This window comes from Streptomyces sp. RB17 (assembly GCF_009604455.1).
GTDB lineage: Bacteria > Actinomycetota > Actinomycetes > Streptomycetales > Streptomycetaceae > Streptomyces.
On record NZ_WEGL01000004.1, the window covers coordinates 327,950 to 344,644 of the forward strand.

At 70.3% G+C, this 16,695-nt stretch carries 15 protein-coding genes and 2 pseudogenes; 10 read left to right on the plus strand and 7 right to left on the minus strand.

Annotation, left to right across the window (positions count from 1 at the left end; genetic code table 11):
* Positions 1-80: 80 nt before the first annotated feature.
* Entirely contained in the window at positions 81-473 is a 393-nt protein-coding gene (locus SRB17_RS19420) for a hypothetical protein (protein ID WP_153540368.1), read from the minus strand.
* Positions 474-569: 96 nt separating this feature from the next.
* Here SRB17_RS19420 and SRB17_RS19425 point away from each other — a divergent pair, with 96 nt between their 5' ends.
* The 3 genes from SRB17_RS19425 to SRB17_RS19435 all read left to right on the plus strand — a co-directional run bounded on the left by SRB17_RS19425 (position 570) and on the right by SRB17_RS19435 (position 1,835).
* Positions 570-713, plus strand: coding sequence for a hypothetical protein (locus SRB17_RS19425; protein ID WP_153540370.1), 144 nt, complete (start codon positions 570-572; stop codon positions 711-713).
* A 169-nt stretch (positions 714-882) separates the two neighbouring features.
* Positions 883-1,146, plus strand: coding sequence for a hypothetical protein (locus SRB17_RS19430; protein WP_153540372.1), 264 nt, complete (start codon positions 883-885; stop codon positions 1,144-1,146).
* A gap of 143 nt (positions 1,147-1,289) precedes the next feature.
* Positions 1,290-1,835, plus strand: a complete 546-nt coding sequence (locus tag SRB17_RS19435) for a bacterial proteasome activator family protein (protein ID WP_153540374.1) — start codon at positions 1,290-1,292, stop codon at positions 1,833-1,835.
* Positions 1,836-1,917: 82 nt separating this feature from the next.
* Here the strand turns inward: SRB17_RS19435 and SRB17_RS19440 are convergent, their stop codons facing one another.
* Positions 1,918-3,570: a Stk1 family PASTA domain-containing Ser/Thr kinase gene (locus tag SRB17_RS19440; protein ID WP_153540376.1), complete on the minus strand. Its 1,653-nt coding sequence runs from the start codon at positions 3,568-3,570 to the stop codon at positions 1,918-1,920.
* Positions 3,571-3,914: 344 nt separating this feature from the next.
* Here SRB17_RS19440 and SRB17_RS19445 point away from each other — a divergent pair, with 344 nt between their 5' ends.
* Entirely contained in the window at positions 3,915-5,567 is a 1,653-nt protein-coding gene (locus tag SRB17_RS19445; protein WP_153540378.1) for a protein kinase domain-containing protein, read from the plus strand.
* A 57-nt stretch (positions 5,568-5,624) separates the two neighbouring features.
* Here SRB17_RS19445 and SRB17_RS19450 read toward each other — a convergent pair whose 3' ends face one another.
* Positions 5,625-6,641 carry a phosphotransferase gene (locus SRB17_RS19450; protein ID WP_323375950.1) on the minus strand — a complete coding sequence of 339 codons (1,017 nt, stop codon included), beginning with the start codon at positions 6,639-6,641 and terminating at the stop codon, positions 5,625-5,627.
* A 517-nt stretch (positions 6,642-7,158) separates the two neighbouring features.
* Between SRB17_RS19450 and pdhA the strand changes: the two genes are divergently transcribed.
* The 3 genes from pdhA to SRB17_RS19465 are packed head-to-tail and all read left to right on the plus strand — an operon-like array spanning position 7,159 to position 10,739.
* Positions 7,159-8,358, plus strand: a complete 1,200-nt coding sequence (pdhA, locus tag SRB17_RS19455; protein WP_323375951.1) for a pyruvate dehydrogenase (acetyl-transferring) E1 component subunit alpha — start codon at positions 7,159-7,161, stop codon at positions 8,356-8,358.
* A gap of 1 nt (position 8,359) precedes the next feature.
* Positions 8,360-9,337, plus strand: a complete 978-nt coding sequence (locus tag SRB17_RS19460) for an alpha-ketoacid dehydrogenase subunit beta (protein ID WP_153540380.1) — start codon at positions 8,360-8,362, stop codon at positions 9,335-9,337.
* 10 nt (positions 9,338-9,347) lie between these two features.
* Positions 9,348-10,739: a dihydrolipoamide acetyltransferase family protein gene (locus SRB17_RS19465; RefSeq protein WP_323375952.1), complete on the plus strand. Its 1,392-nt coding sequence runs from the start codon at positions 9,348-9,350 to the stop codon at positions 10,737-10,739.
* 90 nt (positions 10,740-10,829) lie between these two features.
* On the opposite strand, the pseudogene SRB17_RS46410 reads toward SRB17_RS19465, so the two are convergent.
* A pseudogene (locus SRB17_RS46410) lies at positions 10,830-11,057 on the minus strand (DNA-binding protein); the annotation flags it as partial.
* Between the two features lie 254 nt (positions 11,058-11,311).
* A pseudogene (locus SRB17_RS46415) lies at positions 11,312-11,491 on the minus strand (peptidase E); the annotation flags it as partial.
* A 188-nt stretch (positions 11,492-11,679) separates the two neighbouring features.
* Here SRB17_RS46415 and SRB17_RS19480 point away from each other — a divergent pair.
* Complete coding sequence (locus tag SRB17_RS19480) at positions 11,680-12,480, plus strand: hypothetical protein (RefSeq protein WP_153540382.1); 801 nt, start codon at positions 11,680-11,682, stop codon at positions 12,478-12,480.
* 81 nt (positions 12,481-12,561) lie between these two features.
* Here SRB17_RS19480 and SRB17_RS19485 read toward each other — a convergent pair whose 3' ends face one another.
* Positions 12,562-13,473 carry a D-alanyl-D-alanine carboxypeptidase family protein gene (locus SRB17_RS19485; protein ID WP_153540385.1) on the minus strand — a complete coding sequence of 304 codons (912 nt, stop codon included), beginning with the start codon at positions 13,471-13,473 and terminating at the stop codon, positions 12,562-12,564.
* A 200-nt stretch (positions 13,474-13,673) separates the two neighbouring features.
* Between SRB17_RS19485 and SRB17_RS19490 the strand changes: the two genes are divergently transcribed.
* Together SRB17_RS19490 and SRB17_RS19495 are read left to right on the plus strand one after the other, a co-directional pair.
* Positions 13,674-14,348 (plus strand): GntR family transcriptional regulator, encoded by a 675-nt coding sequence (locus tag SRB17_RS19490; RefSeq protein ID WP_153540387.1) that lies wholly within the window; start codon positions 13,674-13,676, stop codon positions 14,346-14,348.
* A complete protein-coding gene (locus SRB17_RS19495) occupies positions 14,345-15,652 on the plus strand; it encodes an MFS transporter (RefSeq protein WP_153540389.1) in 1,308 nt (435 codons plus the stop codon). Before SRB17_RS19490 ends, SRB17_RS19495 begins: the two co-directional genes overlap by 4 nt.
* A 113-nt stretch (positions 15,653-15,765) precedes the next feature.
* Here SRB17_RS19495 and SRB17_RS19500 read toward each other — a convergent pair whose 3' ends face one another.
* Entirely contained in the window at positions 15,766-16,590 is an 825-nt protein-coding gene (locus SRB17_RS19500) for a maleylpyruvate isomerase family mycothiol-dependent enzyme (protein ID WP_323375953.1), read from the minus strand.
* Between the last annotated feature and the right edge of the window lie 105 nt (positions 16,591-16,695).

Here is a 16,695-nt window from a genome sequence, read left to right on the forward strand (position 1 = left end):
TGTGGGTTCGGGGGTGCCTCGTTCCGGGTGCCGCTGTGCCCGCCCGTGCCGCCCCAGCGGCACGACTGCCCGCAGCTGAGTCAGTCCTTGCGGAGTCTGAGGCCCAGGAAGGCCAGTGCCAAACCCAGGCCTATGAGGATCAGGCCGCTGCCCAGGGGAAGGATCTGCATGACCGGCTCGGAGGCTTGCCCGCTCTGGTTGGTGTTCTGAGCCGGGGGGTGGTTGAGGCCGGCCTCGTCGGGGGTGGTGGTCGAGGCCGTCGGCGTCGCGGTCGGGAGGTCCGTGGTCTCCGGTTCCTCCGCCTGGCCGGTGCCGGGAGCCTGGGTGGGCATGGGGTGGTCGTCGCCCTCCATGTCGGCCGCGGGTCCGTCCGGTCGGCCCGGTCGCATCCGTCCCTCGCCTGCCCGGCTGCCCGCACGGGTCGGCTCGGCAGTCGGCAGCCGGTGCGGGGCGGAGGCGGAATCTGAGGGCACGCGAGGGACGGCCGACATGGGGGAGATCGGGGCGACGGGGGCGACAGGGACGATGGGCGAGGGCCCGACGGCCGGTGCGCCGCTGTGCCTGTGATCGTGACTGTGCGTCTGGCCCTGACTGTGAGTCTGGCTCTGACCCTGCCCCTGACCCTGACCGTGATCGTGACCGTGATCGGGGCCGCTGATGCTCTGGGGCTCTGGAGTGGCCCCGTCGAGGGGCTCGCGGCCGCCGTGCGCTGAGTGTTCCGGTCGGCCGGGGTGGGCCGGGCGGCCCGTGTCTTCGGGGGCGGGCTGGTCCGCGACTCCGGATATGAGATGGTCGGCGACCCCGGGTATGAGGTGGTCCGCGACCCCGGGTATGAGGTGGTCGGCGTCATCGGGCATCGGCTGGTCCGGGGAGCCGGGGTCGGTGGGGCTCGTCGTCCCGGGCTCGGTGGAGTTGCTCATGCCGGACTCGCTGGAGTCTCTCGTCCCAGGCTCGGTGGAGTTCCTCGGCGCGGGCTGGGCGGAGCTTCTCTGGGCGGGGCCCGTGCTGTACGCCGTCGTGGGGTGCTCGGTGGTGATGTCGTACGCGGGCATGGTCACCGCGAGGACGAGCAGCAGCCGTATGCAGCGGCGTTTTATGCGCAGCCATGGAGTCACGTCGGTGACCTCCCGGAGCCCGGATGTGTGATCGATGGATGACCGACAAGAAATAACCCTCACATTCGTAGGCGAAAAGGGCATTTCAGGTTAGGCCGTCGGGTCTAAACGGTGGATCAGTCCCATGAGGGGGCACCACGGTGATGAGGTGTACGGGTGCGAGAGAATGGCGGCATGGAGATGCCGAGGAACGAACGGTTGCCGGAGAACCCCCAGATCCTCGTCGTGGGCCAGGACGGGATGGCGCTCGGCGGCGGCAACGGGGACGACGAGTCCCGTGAGACCCCGGTCACGGAGCAGGTGGAACAGCCGGCCAAGGTCATGCGGATCGGCAGCATGATCAAGCAGCTCCTGGAGGAGGTGCGTGCGGCTCCTCTGGACGAGGCGAGCCGGGTGCGGCTGAAGGAGATCCACGCCAGCTCGGTGAAGGAGCTGGAGGACGGCCTCGCGCCGGAGCTGGTCGAGGAACTCGAGCGGCTCTCCCTGCCGTTCACCGACGACGTCACCCCGAGCGACGCGGAACTGCGCATCGCACAGGCGCAGTTGGTGGGCTGGCTGGAAGGCCTCTTCCACGGGATCCAGACGACGCTGTTCGCCCAGCAGATGGCCGCGCGGGCCCAGCTGGAGCAGATGCGCCGTGCGCTCCCGCCGGGCGTGACCGGCCACGAAGGCGGCGACGACCCCCGTACCGGCGGCCGCTCCGGTGGACCGTACCTGTAACCGCCGTACCTGTACCGCAGTACTTCGACCGACGAGCGGAGCCCGGCACGGGATCGTGCCGGGCTCCGTCTTTCGCCGGTGACTACGCGGGCTTGCCCGTCGAGACGGTCAGTTCGATGGTGCCCGGGTTCTTCGGGTCGATCTCCGTGTCCGCGGAGGGGAACTGGTCCAGGACGGTGCCGTCTCCCCAGGTGTTGTCGTTCTGGGGCGTGGTCTTGTACTTCCAGTGGGCGGCTTGGAAGCATGCCTTCACGGAGTTGATGTCCTTGTACCGGAAGTCCGGCAGCAGGACCTTCTTCTCGTCGTTCCAGGACTCAGTCGGATCCGTGCACTTGGTCTTGTCGATCACCCGGGTCCGGTCGGGGCCGCGGTAGCCCGCCGGGTGGGAGACGGACGCCGAGGTGCTCGCGCCGCCACTCCCGCCCTTGTCGTCACCGCCGCCGCTGTTCAGCGTCAGCGCGACGATCAGGGCGACGACCGCGACGAACGACACCGCGACCGAGCCGATGATCACCGGCTTGTTGCTCTTGCCCCCGCCCGAGCCGGGAGCGGACGGCTGCACGCCCGGCTGCGGTGAGATGACGTACGGCGGCGGGGTCGGCACGGCCTGCGGAGCCTGCGGCCCGTAGCCCTGCGGGGGTGGCGTCTGGTAGCCGCCCTGCTGCCCTTGTTGCGGATAGCCGTAGGCCGGGGCGGGCGTCTGCGGGGCGCCGTACGGGCCCGACTGGTACGGCGTCTGGACCGGCCCGGGGGCCGGCTGGGCCGTCCGGTCGACCGGCGGGAACACCGCGGAGCCGACGCCGGCGCCGCTCTGCGTCGGCCCGGTGCCCGGCACGATGCTCGGCGCGGCCGCCTGGAAGGACGCGGCGACGCGCAGACACTCGTCGCGCATGGCCTCGGCGGTCGGGAACCGCTCGTTCGGGTTCTTCTTCAGCGCGCGGGCGACCAGCGCGTCCACCGCGGGCGGCAGGGAGCGGTTGATCGAGGACGGTGCGACCGGCTCCTCCTGCACATGCGCGTACGCGATCGCCAGCGGGGAGTCCGCGTCGAACGGCAGCCGCCCGGTGACCAGCTGGAACAGCATGATGCCCACGGAGTACAGGTCGGAACGGGCGTCCACGCCACGGCCGAGGGCCTGCTCGGGCGAGAGGTACTGCGGGGTGCCGACGACCATGCCGGTCTGCGTCATCGACGTCACACCGGACTGCATGGCTCGCGCGATGCCGAAGTCCATGACCTTGACCACGCCACGCTTGGTCACCATCACGTTGCCCGGCTTGATGTCGCGGTGGACCAGCCCCATCTCGTGGCTGATCTCCAGCGCGGCCAGCACGTCCGCGGTGACCTTCAGCGCCTTGTCGGCGGGCATCGCGCCGTACTGGCGGATGTCCTGCTCCAGGGCCGACCCCAGCGGGCGGCCCTCGACATACTCCATGACGATGTACGGCGTCGTCAGACCGCCCAGATCGTCCTCGCCGGTGTCGAAGACCGACACGATGTTGGTGTGCGTGAGTTTCGCCACGGCCTGGGCCTCGCGGCGAAAGCGCTCGCGGAACGCCTGTTCCCGGCCGAGTTCCGTGTGGAGGGTCTTGATCGCGACCTGGCGGTCGAGCACGGCGTCGTACGCGAGGTGCACCGAGGCCATGCCGCCCTCGCCGAGCAGGTCCCGCAGCTGGTAGCGACCTCCGGCCAGCGACTGCCCCGCGTACCGGCCGTGTGCGCCGTCCTGGCTCATCTCTCCGTGTCCCCCACTGGCCGTCCGGCGCCTTCGCTCATCGCACGGGCCTTGATCGAATGTGTCATTCCCGGCCAAGTCTGCCCGAGGGCACTGACACGTCAAGCGCGGTGCCCGTTCCGTGACCGTACGCGCAAGAAGCGTCGCGCAAGCGTTACAGGGGGCGTACGACCGGTCCACAGAATTTGCACGACAGCGCGTGCTACAGGTTTCATGGCCGGTCAGGCTTCGGGCCGGTCCGGGTTCCGGTTCCGAACCGGTGGCCCGCGCCGAGGCTGTAGCGTGGCCGACGGAGACCGTGACAACACCGCGCGCACCGCGGGCAGAAACGACGGCGAGGACTGATGGCACAGACGCAGCGCGCCCAGGGCCCGTCCGACCCCGAGGCGAGTGGCGGCGGCATGTCGGACGCGCCGGAGTTGTGGGGCAACGGCGGGCTCGTCGGCGACGGCCGGTACCGGCTGACGCACCGGCTGGGCCGCGGCGGCATGGCCGAGGTGTTCGCGGCCGAGGACGTCCGTCTGGGCCGTACCGTCGCGGTGAAGCTGCTCCGCGCGGACCTGGCCGAGGACCCGGTCTCCAAGGCCCGCTTCACGCGCGAGGCGCAGTCCGTCGCCGGCCTCAACCACCACGCGATCGTCGCCGTGTACGACTCCGGCGAGGACTTCGTCGGCGGCCAGTCCGTGCCGTACATCGTGATGGAGCTGGTCGAGGGCCGCACCATCCGCGACCTGCTGCTGAACGCCGAGGCGCCGGGTCCCGAGCAGGCCCTGATCATCGTCTCCGGCGTGCTGGAGGCGCTCGCCTACTCGCACCAGCACGGCATCGTGCACCGCGACATCAAGCCCGCCAACGTGATCATCACCAACAGCGGCGCCGTCAAGGTGATGGACTTCGGCATCGCGCGCGCCCTGCACGGCGCGTCGACAACGATGACACAGACCGGCATGGTCATGGGTACGCCGCAGTACCTTTCCCCGGAGCAGGCGCTCGGCAAGGCCGTGGACCACCGGTCCGACCTGTACGCGACCGGCTGCCTGCTGTACGAACTACTCGCGCTGCGGCCCCCGTTCACCGGCGAGACCCCGCTGTCGGTGGTCTACCAGCACGTCCAGGACATCCCGACCGCGCCCTCGGCGGTCGCCGGCGGCTGCCCGCCGGAGCTGGACGGCCTGGTCATGCGCTCGCTCGCCAAGGATCCGGACGACCGGTTCCAGACGGCCGAGGAGATGCGCGGTCTGGTCCAGTACGGCCTGCAGATGCTGTATGAGCAGGGCGGGCACACCGGAACCTGGAACACCGGCCCGGTGGAGGCGCACGACGGCCGGCACACCCCGGCGGGCGGTTTCGCGGGGACGACCGCGATGCAGCACCCGGGCGACTTCGGTTCCGGGACCTCGCAGATCCCGCAGCCGATCCTGCCGCAGGGCTACGGCAACGGCGACGACGGCGGCTTCGAGGGACACGGCAACAGGGGCAGCGGCCGCGGCAGGCTGTGGATCCTCGCCGTGCTCGCGGTCGTCGCGATCGCGGTGGGTGTCGCGTTCGCCCTCAAGAACACGGGCGGCGGCACCGGCGGCGGTACCGATACCCCGCCGCCGGCCACGCATTCGACGTCCACGAAGGACCACTCGGACTCCCCGCCTCCGTCGGACGACACCACCGACCAGCCTTCGGACACCAGTACCGACGACGGCTCGGACCCGGGTACGGGCGGTTCCGGCTACACCCCCTCGGACCCGCAGACGTCGCAGTCGCAGACCACGGGCCCGACCGACAAGCCCACGGACCCGCAGACCTCCCCGTCGCCCTCCTCGGACGCCGCCAACGGCGGTACGAGCACCGGTACGACGAACGGGGGCACCACCACGGGTACGACGAACGGCGGCACCACGACCGGTACGACGAACGGTGGCACCACCACCGGTACGACGGACGGTGGCACCGACACGGGCGTCACGACGGACGGCGGCACGGGCGGCGACCCCACCGGTTGAAGGACACCGCCCCAGCCGGTGACGGCGACCCCCTGAGCGGTTCCCGCAGTGGCGCCGTCACTCGGTGAACGCGTCGCACACCGCGTCGTACGCGCGCGTCCACCACACCACGAGCGCGGAGGCCGCCGGGAACTGGCAGTCCGCGCGCGTGTCCCCGCGTTCGTAGTGCCAGCGCAGCATCCAGAAGTCGTTCAGCCGCTCCCACCACACCCGGTGCACGGCCGCCGCCAGCTCGGCGGGCCCGGCGTCGGCCGCGCGCCGGTACGCGCGCGCGTAGGCGCGTACCTTCGGCAGGTCCAGGGCGCCCGCGGGGCGTACGAAGAAGATCGCGGCGGCGCGTACGGCCTCCTCGGCGCGGGGCTGCACACCGAGCCGGTCCCAGTCGACGATGGCCGCCGGGGTGTCGTCCTTGTAGAGCACGTTGAACGGGTGGAAGTCGCCGTGCACCCAGCCCACCGAGCCGCCGCGTGGTGGGCGCCGGTCCGTGTGCTGCTCCAGGAGCGCGCGGCGTTCCAGGAGCCGGTGCCGGGCCAGCTCGTCAAAGGCGTCGGCGGGGCGGCGCCGGCGCACACGGGCGAGCAGGTCGTCGATGAGCGTGAAGGTGTCGGCGGGGTCGGCGCTCTCCACGGGATGGGGGCTCGTGGCGGGGCGCGTGCGCCCCTTGGGTGGCATCACGCGCTCCAGACAGGCGTGCACGGCGCCCAGGAGCGCCCCGAGTCGTGCGCTCTCCCCGCGCGTGAGCTGTCCGCCGTCGCGGTGCCTGCCGTCGATCCAGGGGTGCAGGGCGTAGGCGTGCCCGCCGACGACGGCGACCGTACGGCCCTCCCGGTGCGCGAGCGGCACCGAGACCGGGACGCCGAGGTCGGCCAGGCGCTGGGTGGCGCGGTGCCGGCGCTCGATGGCGGCCGGGTCGGCGGTGTCGGGATCGAAATGGTGCTTGAGGAAATAGCGGCCGCGGGTGGTGCGCAGCCGGTAGCCGCGGTTCAGCAGTCCCTGGTCGACCGGCTCACAGGTGAGGGCGCTACCGGCGGCGTACAGGCGCAGCAGGGCGCCCAGAGGGGGCGCGTGGGACACAAGGGGTGGTACACATGAGCGCGGCACGCCGCAGATGTTAGGGCACGAAAAACCGCCGTGAGCTGGGGCTTGTCACAGGCGGTCATCGGCGATCGCTTTCGGTCACGCTGCGAGCATGCCGTGGGCTTTGGCAAATGATTCCGCCGACTGCGTTCTTCTCGGCCTGGACACGGATGGCATAAGCGGCGCAGCGATCTCACACGCAAACATTTCGACTCTTCCCGTGACACGGGTGAGCGGGTTAACGTTCCGTTGCTTCGGCGTTGAAGCAGGGCTGTGACCAGCACGCTTCCACACCTTCTCGATTTACTTGGAAATCCAAGCAAAATCGCAGGTCAGGTGGGGTTTCACAGAAATGTGGAGCTGTGGGTAACGTGATGGTTGCAGGGCGCTCGCCGGGGCACCTGTCACGCCTGTTCCCGGCCGAGTGGCACCCACCCCGTGCCCGGTGGTCGAAACAGGTGAGCCGCACTGGCCTACCGGCAACCCCGGGGGCCGGAACGACGGAGGAGCACACGTGACCGTGGACAGCAGTGCCGCGCGCAAGCCGCGACGCAGCGCCGCAGGCAAGGCCGGCACCACCGGCAGCAAGACCACCCGCACCACCCGCGCCGCCGCGAAGAAGAGCACCGAACCGGAGCTCGTACAGCTGCTGACGCCCGAGGGCAAGCGGGTCAAGAACGCCGAGTACGACGCCTACGTCGCCGGCATCACCCCCGAAGACCTGCGCGGCCTGTACCGCGACATGGTGCTCACCCGCCGCTTCGACGCCGAGGCCACCGCCCTGCAGCGACAGGGCGAGCTGGGCCTGTGGGCCTCCCTGCTGGGCCAGGAGGCCGCCCAGATCGGCTCCGGCCGGGCGCTGCGCGACGACGACTACGTCTTCCCGACCTACCGGGAGCACGGTGTCGCCTGGTGCCGCGACGTCGACCCGACCAACCTGCTCGGCATGTTCCGCGGCGTGAACAACGGCGGCTGGGACCCCAACAGCAACAACTTCCACCTGTACACGATCGTCATCGGCTCCCAGACGCTGCACGCCACCGGCTACGCGATGGGCGTGGCCAAGGACGGCGCCGACAGCGCGGTCATCGCCTACTTCGGCGACGGTGCGAGCAGCCAGGGGGACGTCGCGGAATCGTTCACCTTCTCCGCGGTCTACAACGCGCCTGTGGTGTTCTTCTGCCAGAACAACCAGTGGGCGATCTCCGAGCCGACCGAGAAGCAGACCCGGGTGCCGCTCTACCAGCGCGCGCAGGGCTTCGGCTTCCCGGGCGTGCGCGTGGACGGCAACGACGTGCTGGCCTGCCTCGCGGTCACCAAGTGGGCCCTGGAGCGCGCCCGCAACGGCGAGGGCCCCACCCTGGTCGAGGCGTACACCTACCGCATGGGCGCCCACACCACCTCCGACGACCCCACCCGCTACCGCGGCGACGAGGAGCGGCTGGCCTGGGAGGCGAAGGACCCGATCCTGCGCCTTCGCCGGTACCTGGAGGCCTCAAACCACACGGACGACGGATTCTTCGCGGAACTCGAGACCGAGTCCGAAGCGTTGGGCAAACGAGTGCGCGAGGCGGTCCGCGCCATGCCCGACCCGGACCACTTCGCCATCTTCGAGAACGTGTACGCGGACGGGCACGCGCTCGTCGACGAGGAACGAGCGCAGTTCGCCGCCTACCAGGCGTCGTTCGCCGACGCAGCTGAAGGGGGTCGCTGAGATGGCCGAGAAGATGGCGATGGCGAAGGCCATCAACGAGTCGCTGCGCCGCGCCCTGGAGGAGGACCCCAAGGTCCTCGTCATGGGTGAGGACGTCGGCAAGCTCGGCGGCGTGTTCCGGGTGACGGACGGCCTCCAGAAGGACTTCGGCGAGAGCCGCGTCATCGACACCCCGCTGGCGGAGTCCGGCATCGTCGGCACCGCGATCGGCCTGGCCCTGCGCGGCTACCGTCCGGTGGTGGAGATCCAGTTCGACGGCTTCGTCTTCCCGGCCTACGACCAGATCGTCACCCAGCTCGCGAAGATGCACGCGCGCTCGCTGGGCAAGGTCAAGATGCCGGTCGTCGTCCGCATCCCCTACGGCGGTGGCATCGGCGCGGTCGAGCACCACTCGGAGTCCCCCGAGGCCCTGTTCGCGCACGTCGCGGGCCTGAAGATCGTGTCTCCGGCGAACGCGTCGGACGCGTACTGGATGATGCAGCAGGCCATCCAGAGCGACGACCCGGTGATCTACTTCGAGCCGAAGCGGCGTTACTGGGACAAGGCCGAGGTGGACGTCGAGGCGATCCCCGCCCCGCTGCACAAGGCGCAGGTCGTCCGCGAGGGCACCGACCTCACCCTGGCGGCGTACGGCCCGATGGTGAAGCTGTGCCAGGAGGTCGCGGCGGCCGCGGCCGAGGAGGGCAGGTCCCTGGAGGTCCTGGACCTGCGCTCGGTGTCGCCGCTGGACTTCGACGCCATCCAGGCCTCGGTGGAGAAGACCCGCCGGCTGGTCGTGGTCCACGAGGCACCGGTGTTCTTCGGCTCCGGCGCGGAGATCGCCGCCCGGATCACCGAGCGCTGCTTCTACCACCTGGAGGCCCCGGTCCTGCGGGTGGGCGGGTACCACGCCCCCTACCCGCCGGCCCGCCTGGAGGAGGAGTACCTGCCGGACCTGGACCGCGTGCTCGACGCCGTCGACCGCTCGCTGGCGTACTGAGGAGAAGGTCGTGACGACGATGACGGAAGCGTCCGTACGCGAGTTCAAGATGCCGGACGTCGGTGAGGGACTCACCGAGGCCGAGATCCTCAAGTGGTATGTCCAGCCGGGCGACACGGTCACCGACGGCCAGGTGGTGTGCGAGGTCGAGACCGCCAAGGCGGCCGTGGAACTCCCCATTCCCTACGACGGCGTGGTCCGCGAACTCCACTTCCCCGAGGGCACCACGGTCGACGTGGGCACGTCCATCATCGCGGTGGACGTGACGGGCGGTGCGGCGGCCGAGGCCCCGGCGGAGCAGCCGGAGCCGGCCGCCGAGGAAGCGGAGCCCGAGGCCAAGCCGCAGGGCCGGCAGCCGGTCCTCGTCGGCTACGGCGTGGCGACGTCCTCCACCAAGCGCCGCCCCCGCAAGGGCCCCGAGGTCACCGTCCCGGCGCCGGCCCAGGCGATCCAGGCGGAACTGAACGGCCACGGCCACGACACGGTCGCCGACAGGCCCCGCCCGCTGGCCAAGCCGCCGGTGCGCAAGCTGGCCAAGGACCTCGGCGTCGATCTGGCCACGGTCCACCCGTCCGGTCCGGACGGCATCATCACGCGCGAGGACGTCCACGCCGCGGCCACACCCATGCCGGCCGAGCAGCCGGCTCCGGTCGCGACGGTCCCGGCGGCGGCACCGGCACCGGTCGCGTCCTACGACGGCACGCGCGAGACCCGCATTCCGGTCAAGGGCGTCCGCAAGGCCACGGCGGCGGCGATGGTCGGCTCGGCGTTCACGGCGCCGCATGTCACCGAGTTCGTGACGGTCGACGTGACCCGCACGATGAAGCTGGTCGAGGAACTGAAGCAGGACAAGGAGATGCAGGGCCTGCGGGTCAACCCGCTGCTCCTGATCGCCAAGGCCCTGCTGGTCGCCATCAAGCGCAACCCGGGGATCAACGCGTCCTGGGACGAGGCCAACCAGGAGATCGTGCAGAAGCACTACGTCAACCTGGGCATCGCGGCGGCCACCCCGCGCGGACTGATCGTGCCGAACATCAAGGACGCGCACGACAAGACGCTCCCGCAGCTGGCGGAGGCGCTCGGCGAACTGGTCGCGACGGCCCGCGAGGGCAAGACGTCCCCGGCCGCCATGCAGGGCGGCACGGTGACCATCACCAACGTCGGCGTCTTCGGCGTCGACACCGGTACGCCGATCCTCAACCCCGGCGAGTCGGCGATCCTGGCGGTCGGCGCGATCAAGCTCCAGCCGTGGGTCCACAAGGGCAAGGTCAAGCCGCGTCAGGTGACGACCCTGGCGTTGAGCTTCGACCACCGCCTGGTCGACGGCGAGCTGGGCTCGAAGGTCCTGGCAGACGTGGCGGCGATTCTGGAACAGCCGAAGAGGCTGATCACCTGGGCGTGACGGTCCGGGGCCGGTAGCGTCGGAAAGCCTGAGGGGCGGCCGCAACTTCGTCTTGCGACCGCCCCTCTGTTCTTCGGGGTTCTTTGAGGACTGGTTCAGCACATACACAGGCGCACCGTCCCCGGCGCCACCGCGTGAGCGGATACAAGCGTGCTGGCGCGGCAGGCGCAGACATTCGTTGACGCGGTGCACGGAGAGTCCCGTACGCGCCGCAAGTGACTCGAGCGGCTCGCGTAGTTCACGTTTCTCGACGAGGACGGGTGCGATGACTACGGCCACGGCCCATACGTCCGCCGTGACCGAGAGACGTTGCCGCCACCGGACCGGCTCGACGCCCTGGTACTGGGCCCTCGGATCTCTGCTGGGCACGTCGACATGCTGCCCACCACGGAATCCGTACCGGCGCAGACGGCGGCCCGGAGCCCACGGACACCACCGGTCGTCGACGGGAGCCGCCCCGAGCGGACGTACACCCGTTGCCGGCCGGCCAGTTTCTTCGTCACCGGCGACAACTCATAGCACCGCCGGACAGGCGGTGGAGGACGGTGTCGACGCCCTTTTCACGGACGGCGTCCCGACGGGAGGGCGCCGGTTGCGACGGCTGCTCGGTAGGAGGGTCGGCGGCCCGGCTCGCTGTCGTAGTGCGGACAGACGGAGCCGGAGAGCAGGCCCAGTCCGTCCTGCAGAAAGGTGAGCGGTCCGAAGGAGTCGGTGTGGGAGCCTTCGGCCCAGCAGTTGCCGACGGCGTCTATCTGGTGCTGGCCAGGATGCTGAAGGTCGGCGAACTCCGCCGGATCCGGATTCCGGGACTCGGCTGACGGCTTCTCGCAGTAACAGGGCTGCCGTCACAGGTCCCCTGACGTCACATCAGGGATCGATCAGGGTTGCGTCGGGGACGTCACGGATGGTGACGGAGTGGCTGCGGCGGCACGCTGGTGCCATGACGAAATCCGCTGCTCCTGTTCCTCGCTCCGGTCCCGCCGCCCCTTTCCGCCGCGCCGCCGTCCTCACGGGCGCCGCCGCCGTCCTCGCCGGTACGGCGGCGGTATGCCTGCCGGGTGCCGCATACGCATCGTCCGGCGGCCGCGTTCCGTCCGTGACCACTGTGTCCGAGACCGACTTCAGTGACTGCCCGGCACTCCCCGACGGCGTCGACCCGGCCCGGTGGAGATGCGAAGTGCACACGGCCGCCCCGCGGTTGACCATGGGCAAGGTCACGGCGGACCTCGCCCCGATCACCATGACGCACGCCGAAGGCCCGATGCCGGACGGCAGCAAGGGCCAGGTGTGGGGAGCGATGCACAGCTCCCCCACCGCCATACCCGGGGGACTGACCGGCACACCGGCCGGCGATCACGCGGCCGTCCTGGGGCTGGCGATACAGCCGGAGTACGGCGGCCGGTCCGACTTCTACACCGGGCAGTTCAGCCTCCGCTTCCGGCTCCTCGGCGCGCTGGTGCCGCACGGCTGCACGATCGGCGCGGGCGACCCCGTCGATTTCCAGCTGAAGCGCTCCGGCCCCTCGACGTGGGTGTCCCAGAACCCTCCGGTGATCGAGTTCTCGGCGTACGACGACACCTTCACCGCCCCGGCCGCGGCACACTGCGGACCGCTCACCGGACCCCTGAACCGACGCCTCGGCCTGCCGGCGACCGAAGGGAACCTGCTGTCGTACGACGCCTCGTACACCTTCAAGACCTACGACCAGCTCCCGACGGCCGGCCTCCACAACGAGACCTGACAGTCAGGCTTGCGGGATCGAGGGGAGACGCGAACGGGCCCGCCGCTGTTCGCGGCGAGCCCGTCAGTGTGCGGTGGGGCGTCAGCCGAGCTTGGCGAAGCCGTACGTCATGAGCTTCTTGGCGTCCGACTCGCGCTGCGGGATGGAGGTGGAGGCGAGGACGGTGCCGATGACGGTCTTGTTGTTGCGGGTGGCGGCGAAGACCAGGCAGTAGCCGGCCTCCGGGCCGGAGCCCGTCTTCACGCCGATGGTGCCGCTGTAGCTGCTGAGCAGACCGTTGGTGTTGGTCCACGGGGCCATCGTGCGGGTGCTGCCCGTCTTGGTGATCGTCTTCGCGGTGTACGACTTCGTCTTGACGACCGAGCGGAACGTGGAGTTCTTCATCGCGCTGCTGGCGATCTTCGTGAGGTCGCGCGGCGTCGAGTAGTTGCTGCCGTTGCCGATGCCGTCGAAGGAGTCGAAGTGGGTGTTCTTCAGACCAAGGTTCTTGGCGGCTGTGTTCATCTTGCCGATGAAGTTCGACACGCGGGCGGCACGGGTGGAGCCGGAGCCGTAGGTGTCGGCGAGCGCGTAGGCGGCGTCGCAGCCGGACGGCAGCATCAGGCCGTACAGCAACTGGCGGACGGTGACCTTGTCGCCGACGATCAGGTGCGCCTGGGAGGCGTTGTTCTTGACGACGTAGTCGCTGTACGCCTTCTGGATCGTCACCTTCTTGTCGAGATTGAGGTTCGACTGTGCGAGCACGACCTTGGCGGTCATGATCTTGGTGGTGGAGCCGGTGGAGCGCCGGGTGTCCGCCGCCTTGGTGTAGAGCGTCGTACCGCTCGCGTTGTTCATCACGTAGCCGCCCTTGGCCACGATCGAGGGCGTCGTGACGGCCTGAGCGGGCGCCGCGGTGAGGGCACCCGTCGCGAGCAGCGCGCCGGAGGTGACGGCGACGGCGGCGGCTCTGCGGACGCGGGTGCTACGGATGCCCTTAATGCCGGTAATCAAAGTGATGTACCCCGATTTTCGTAAATGCCCCTGGATGCGGCCAAGTTGAGGTGGCAAGAGCAGAGGGCCGCACGTGTGAGACACGTAAGTAGCACAGAAGGTTGTGAGGCTGCTGCAGGGGATCTGCGTCACAGTCGCCGGCACGTCCGGATGCTGGACGCCGCTGCCGCTTGCGTACGTGTTGTATCTATCCTGTGGGCATGAAGACGGCCGTCCAGCAGCCCGCCCGCCGAGACCCCAAGCCCCCGCCCGCCGCCGACCGCGTGTACGCCCATGTCAAGCAGGGCGTCCTCGATCGCCGCTACGAGGGCGGCACCCTGCTCACCGAGGGTGAGCTGGCCGAGGCCGTCGGGGTCTCCCGCACGCCCGTGCGTGAGGCGCTGCTGCGGCTGGAGGTCGAGGGCCTGATCCGGCTCTACCCGAAGAAGGGCGCGATGGTCCTGCCGGTCTCCGCGCAGGAGATCGCGGACGTGGTGGAGACCCGCCAGCTGGTCGAGGAGCACGCCGCCCGCAAGGCCGTACCCGCCCCGCCCGGCCTGCTCGACCGGCTGACCGAGCTGCTGGAGCAGCAGAAGGCGCAGGCCGCCGCCGGTGATCTGGCCGCGGCCGCGGTGACCGACCGCAACTTCCACGCCGAGATCGTGCGCAGCGGCGGCAACGCGATCCTGTCCCGGCTCTACGACCAACTGCGCGACCGGCAGCTGCGGATGGGCGTCGCCGTCATGCACTCCCACCCCGACCGGATCGCCAAGACGCTCGCGGAGCATGAGGAGATCCTGGACGCGCTGCGCGCCGGGGACGCGCAGGCGGCCGTGGGGGTCGTACACCGGCATGTGACCTGGTTCGAGCACCTCGCGCGAGGTGAGGTCCGATGAGCGGCACGGGGAGCAATGTCACCCTTCCGGGTGATCCACCGGGCGGCCGGCGCGCCGTCACCGTGTGGTCCATAGGCGTCGCCGTCTACTTCGTCGCCGTCATCTTCCGTACGTCACTCGGTGTGGCGGGGCTGGACGCCGCGGACCGCTTTCACGTCAACGCCTCCGCCCTGTCGACGTTCTCCATCCTCCAACTGCTGGTCTACGCCGGCATGCAGATACCCGTCGGCCTGCTGGTCGACCGGCTCGGCACCAAGAAGGTGCTGAGCATCGGCGCGGTGCTGTTCACGGCCGGGCAGCTGGGCTTCGCCTTCTCCCCGTCGTACGGCACCGCCCTCGCCTCCCGTGCCCTGCTGGGCTGCGGTGACGCGATGACCTTCATCAGCGTGCTGCGGCTCGGCACCCGCTGGTTCCCGGCCCGGCGCGGGCCGCTGGTCGCGCAGCTGGCGGGGCTGGTCGGCATGGCGGGCAACCTCGTCTCCACGCTGGTCCTCGCCCGGCTGCTGCACGGCATCGGCTGGACCCCGGCGTTCGCCGGCAGCGCGCTCGCGGGTGTCGTCGTCCTCGTGCTGACGCTGCTGTTCCTGAAGGACCACCCCGAGGGGCACGAGCCCGAGCCTGCCTCGCACCAGGGCGCGGCGTACGTCCGCCGGCAGATCGCGGCGGCCTGGCGGGAGCCGGGGACACGCCTCGGGCTGTGGGTGCACTTCACCACTCAGTTCCCGGCGATGGTGTTCCTGCTGCTGTGGGGCCTGCCGTTCCTGGTCCAGGCGCAGGGGCTGAGCCGGGCAATGGCCGGCGAGCTGCTCACCCTGGTCGTGCTGTCCAACATGGTGATCGGCCTCGTCTACGGCCAGATCGTCGCCCGGCACCACGCGGCGCGGCTGCCGCTGGCGCTGGGCACGGTCGGGGCGACGGCGCTGCTGTGGGCTTCGACGCTGGCGTATCCCGGTGCGCATGCGCCGATGTGGCTGCTGGTGGTGTTGTGCACGGTGCTGGGGGCGTGTGGGCCGGCCTCGATGCTCGGATTCGACTTCGCGCGGCCGGCCAACCCGCCCGAGCGACAGGGGACCGCGTCCGGGATCACCAATATGGGTGGTTTCGTCGCCTCGATGACGACGTTGTTCGCGGTGGGGGTGCTGCTGGATGCCACCGGGGACGACTACGCGGTGGCTTTCAGCGCCGTGTTCGTGCTGCAGGCGCTGGGCGTCAGCCAGATCCTGCGGCTGCGGGGACAGGCAGCTCGGCGCGAGCGTGAGCGGTTGGTCGCCAGCCGGGTGGAGACGGTGCACGTGCCTGCGTGACGGTGCCCTGTGCTGGTGCGGGCCTCACTGGGGGCTGCCGCCCCCAGCCCCCCGCTCGGCCCTGAACGGGTCTCGTCCTCAAGAGCCGGACGGGCTGACAACACTCACCGGCACTACGGCGTCACCACGAAGTTCCTCAGGATCGCCGCCGTCAGGTCCGGGTCGCCCTCGGTCTTCACCCGGTCGGCCACCGCCTCCGGTGTCACACGGCCGCAGGCGAGGCGGACGTAGGTCTCCCAGTCGAGGGTGAGGGTGGCGGCGGGGCCGAGGGCCGGGGCGGTTTCCAGGGTGCCGCGGCCCTGGATGTCGACGCGGATGGTGCGCAGGAACTCCACCGGGCCGTGCACGTCGAAGACGACGGCCGAACTGCGCGGTGCGTCCGCGTCCTTCGCGACGACCTTGGGAAGGGCCTCCAGGAGGGCGTCCCGGGCCACGTGCGCGCCCGGTGAGTCCAGGTTGCCGGGGCGGCCCAGGGCCGTACGCAGGTCCTGCTCGTGCACCCACACGTCGAAGGCGCGGGCGCGGTAGGCCTGTTCGACCGTGATGTCCCTGTTCAGCGGGCCACGGACCGTGGCGCCGGGGTCACGGGACTCGTTGCGCAGCTGGCGGTTGCGGCGGATGACCGTGTACTCCAGCTCGGCCGTCATCTCCGGCGCCGTGTGGTGGCGGCGCACGTCGACCTGCATCTCCATGTACCGCTGGTGCTCGGTGGTGACGTGGAAGAGGTCGCGGGGGAGGGAGTGGATCGGGCGCGGGTCGCCGAGCATCTCGCACTCCATGCCGATGATGTGCGACACGACGTCCCGGACCGACCAGCCGGGGCAGGGGGTCCGCCGGTTCCACTCGCCCTCCGCGAGCGACTGGACCATCTCGGATATCGCTTCGATGGCATGCGTCCAGGCGTCGGCGTAGGGCTGGAGGGTGGGATGCAGACTCACGGAACGGGACCCCTCGGCGGTCGGTACACGGGCAGGTTGTGGCGGCGTTGCCAGCGGGCGGCGGCGGCACGGCGGCGGGTGTCTGAGTGGCTAAGTTACGCTGCC

Excerpts from the sequence above, each read along its gene's own strand:
- SRB17_RS19435 (WP_153540374.1), top strand. The coding sequence starts at position 1,290 with ATGGAGATGCCGAGGAACGAACGGTTGCCGGAGAACCCCCAGATCCTC.
- SRB17_RS19440 (WP_153540376.1), bottom strand. The coding sequence starts at position 3,570 with ATGAGCCAGGACGGCGCACACGGCCGGTACGCGGGGCAGTCGCTGGCC.
- SRB17_RS19445 (WP_153540378.1), top strand. The coding sequence starts at position 3,915 with ATGGCACAGACGCAGCGCGCCCAGGGCCCGTCCGACCCCGAGGCGAGT.
- SRB17_RS19460 (WP_153540380.1), top strand. The coding sequence starts at position 8,360 with ATGGCCGAGAAGATGGCGATGGCGAAGGCCATCAACGAGTCGCTGCGC.
- SRB17_RS19480 (WP_153540382.1), top strand. The coding sequence starts at position 11,680 with ATGACGAAATCCGCTGCTCCTGTTCCTCGCTCCGGTCCCGCCGCCCCT.
- SRB17_RS19490 (WP_153540387.1), top strand. The coding sequence starts at position 13,674 with ATGAAGACGGCCGTCCAGCAGCCCGCCCGCCGAGACCCCAAGCCCCCG.
- SRB17_RS19495 (WP_153540389.1), top strand. The coding sequence starts at position 14,345 with ATGAGCGGCACGGGGAGCAATGTCACCCTTCCGGGTGATCCACCGGGC.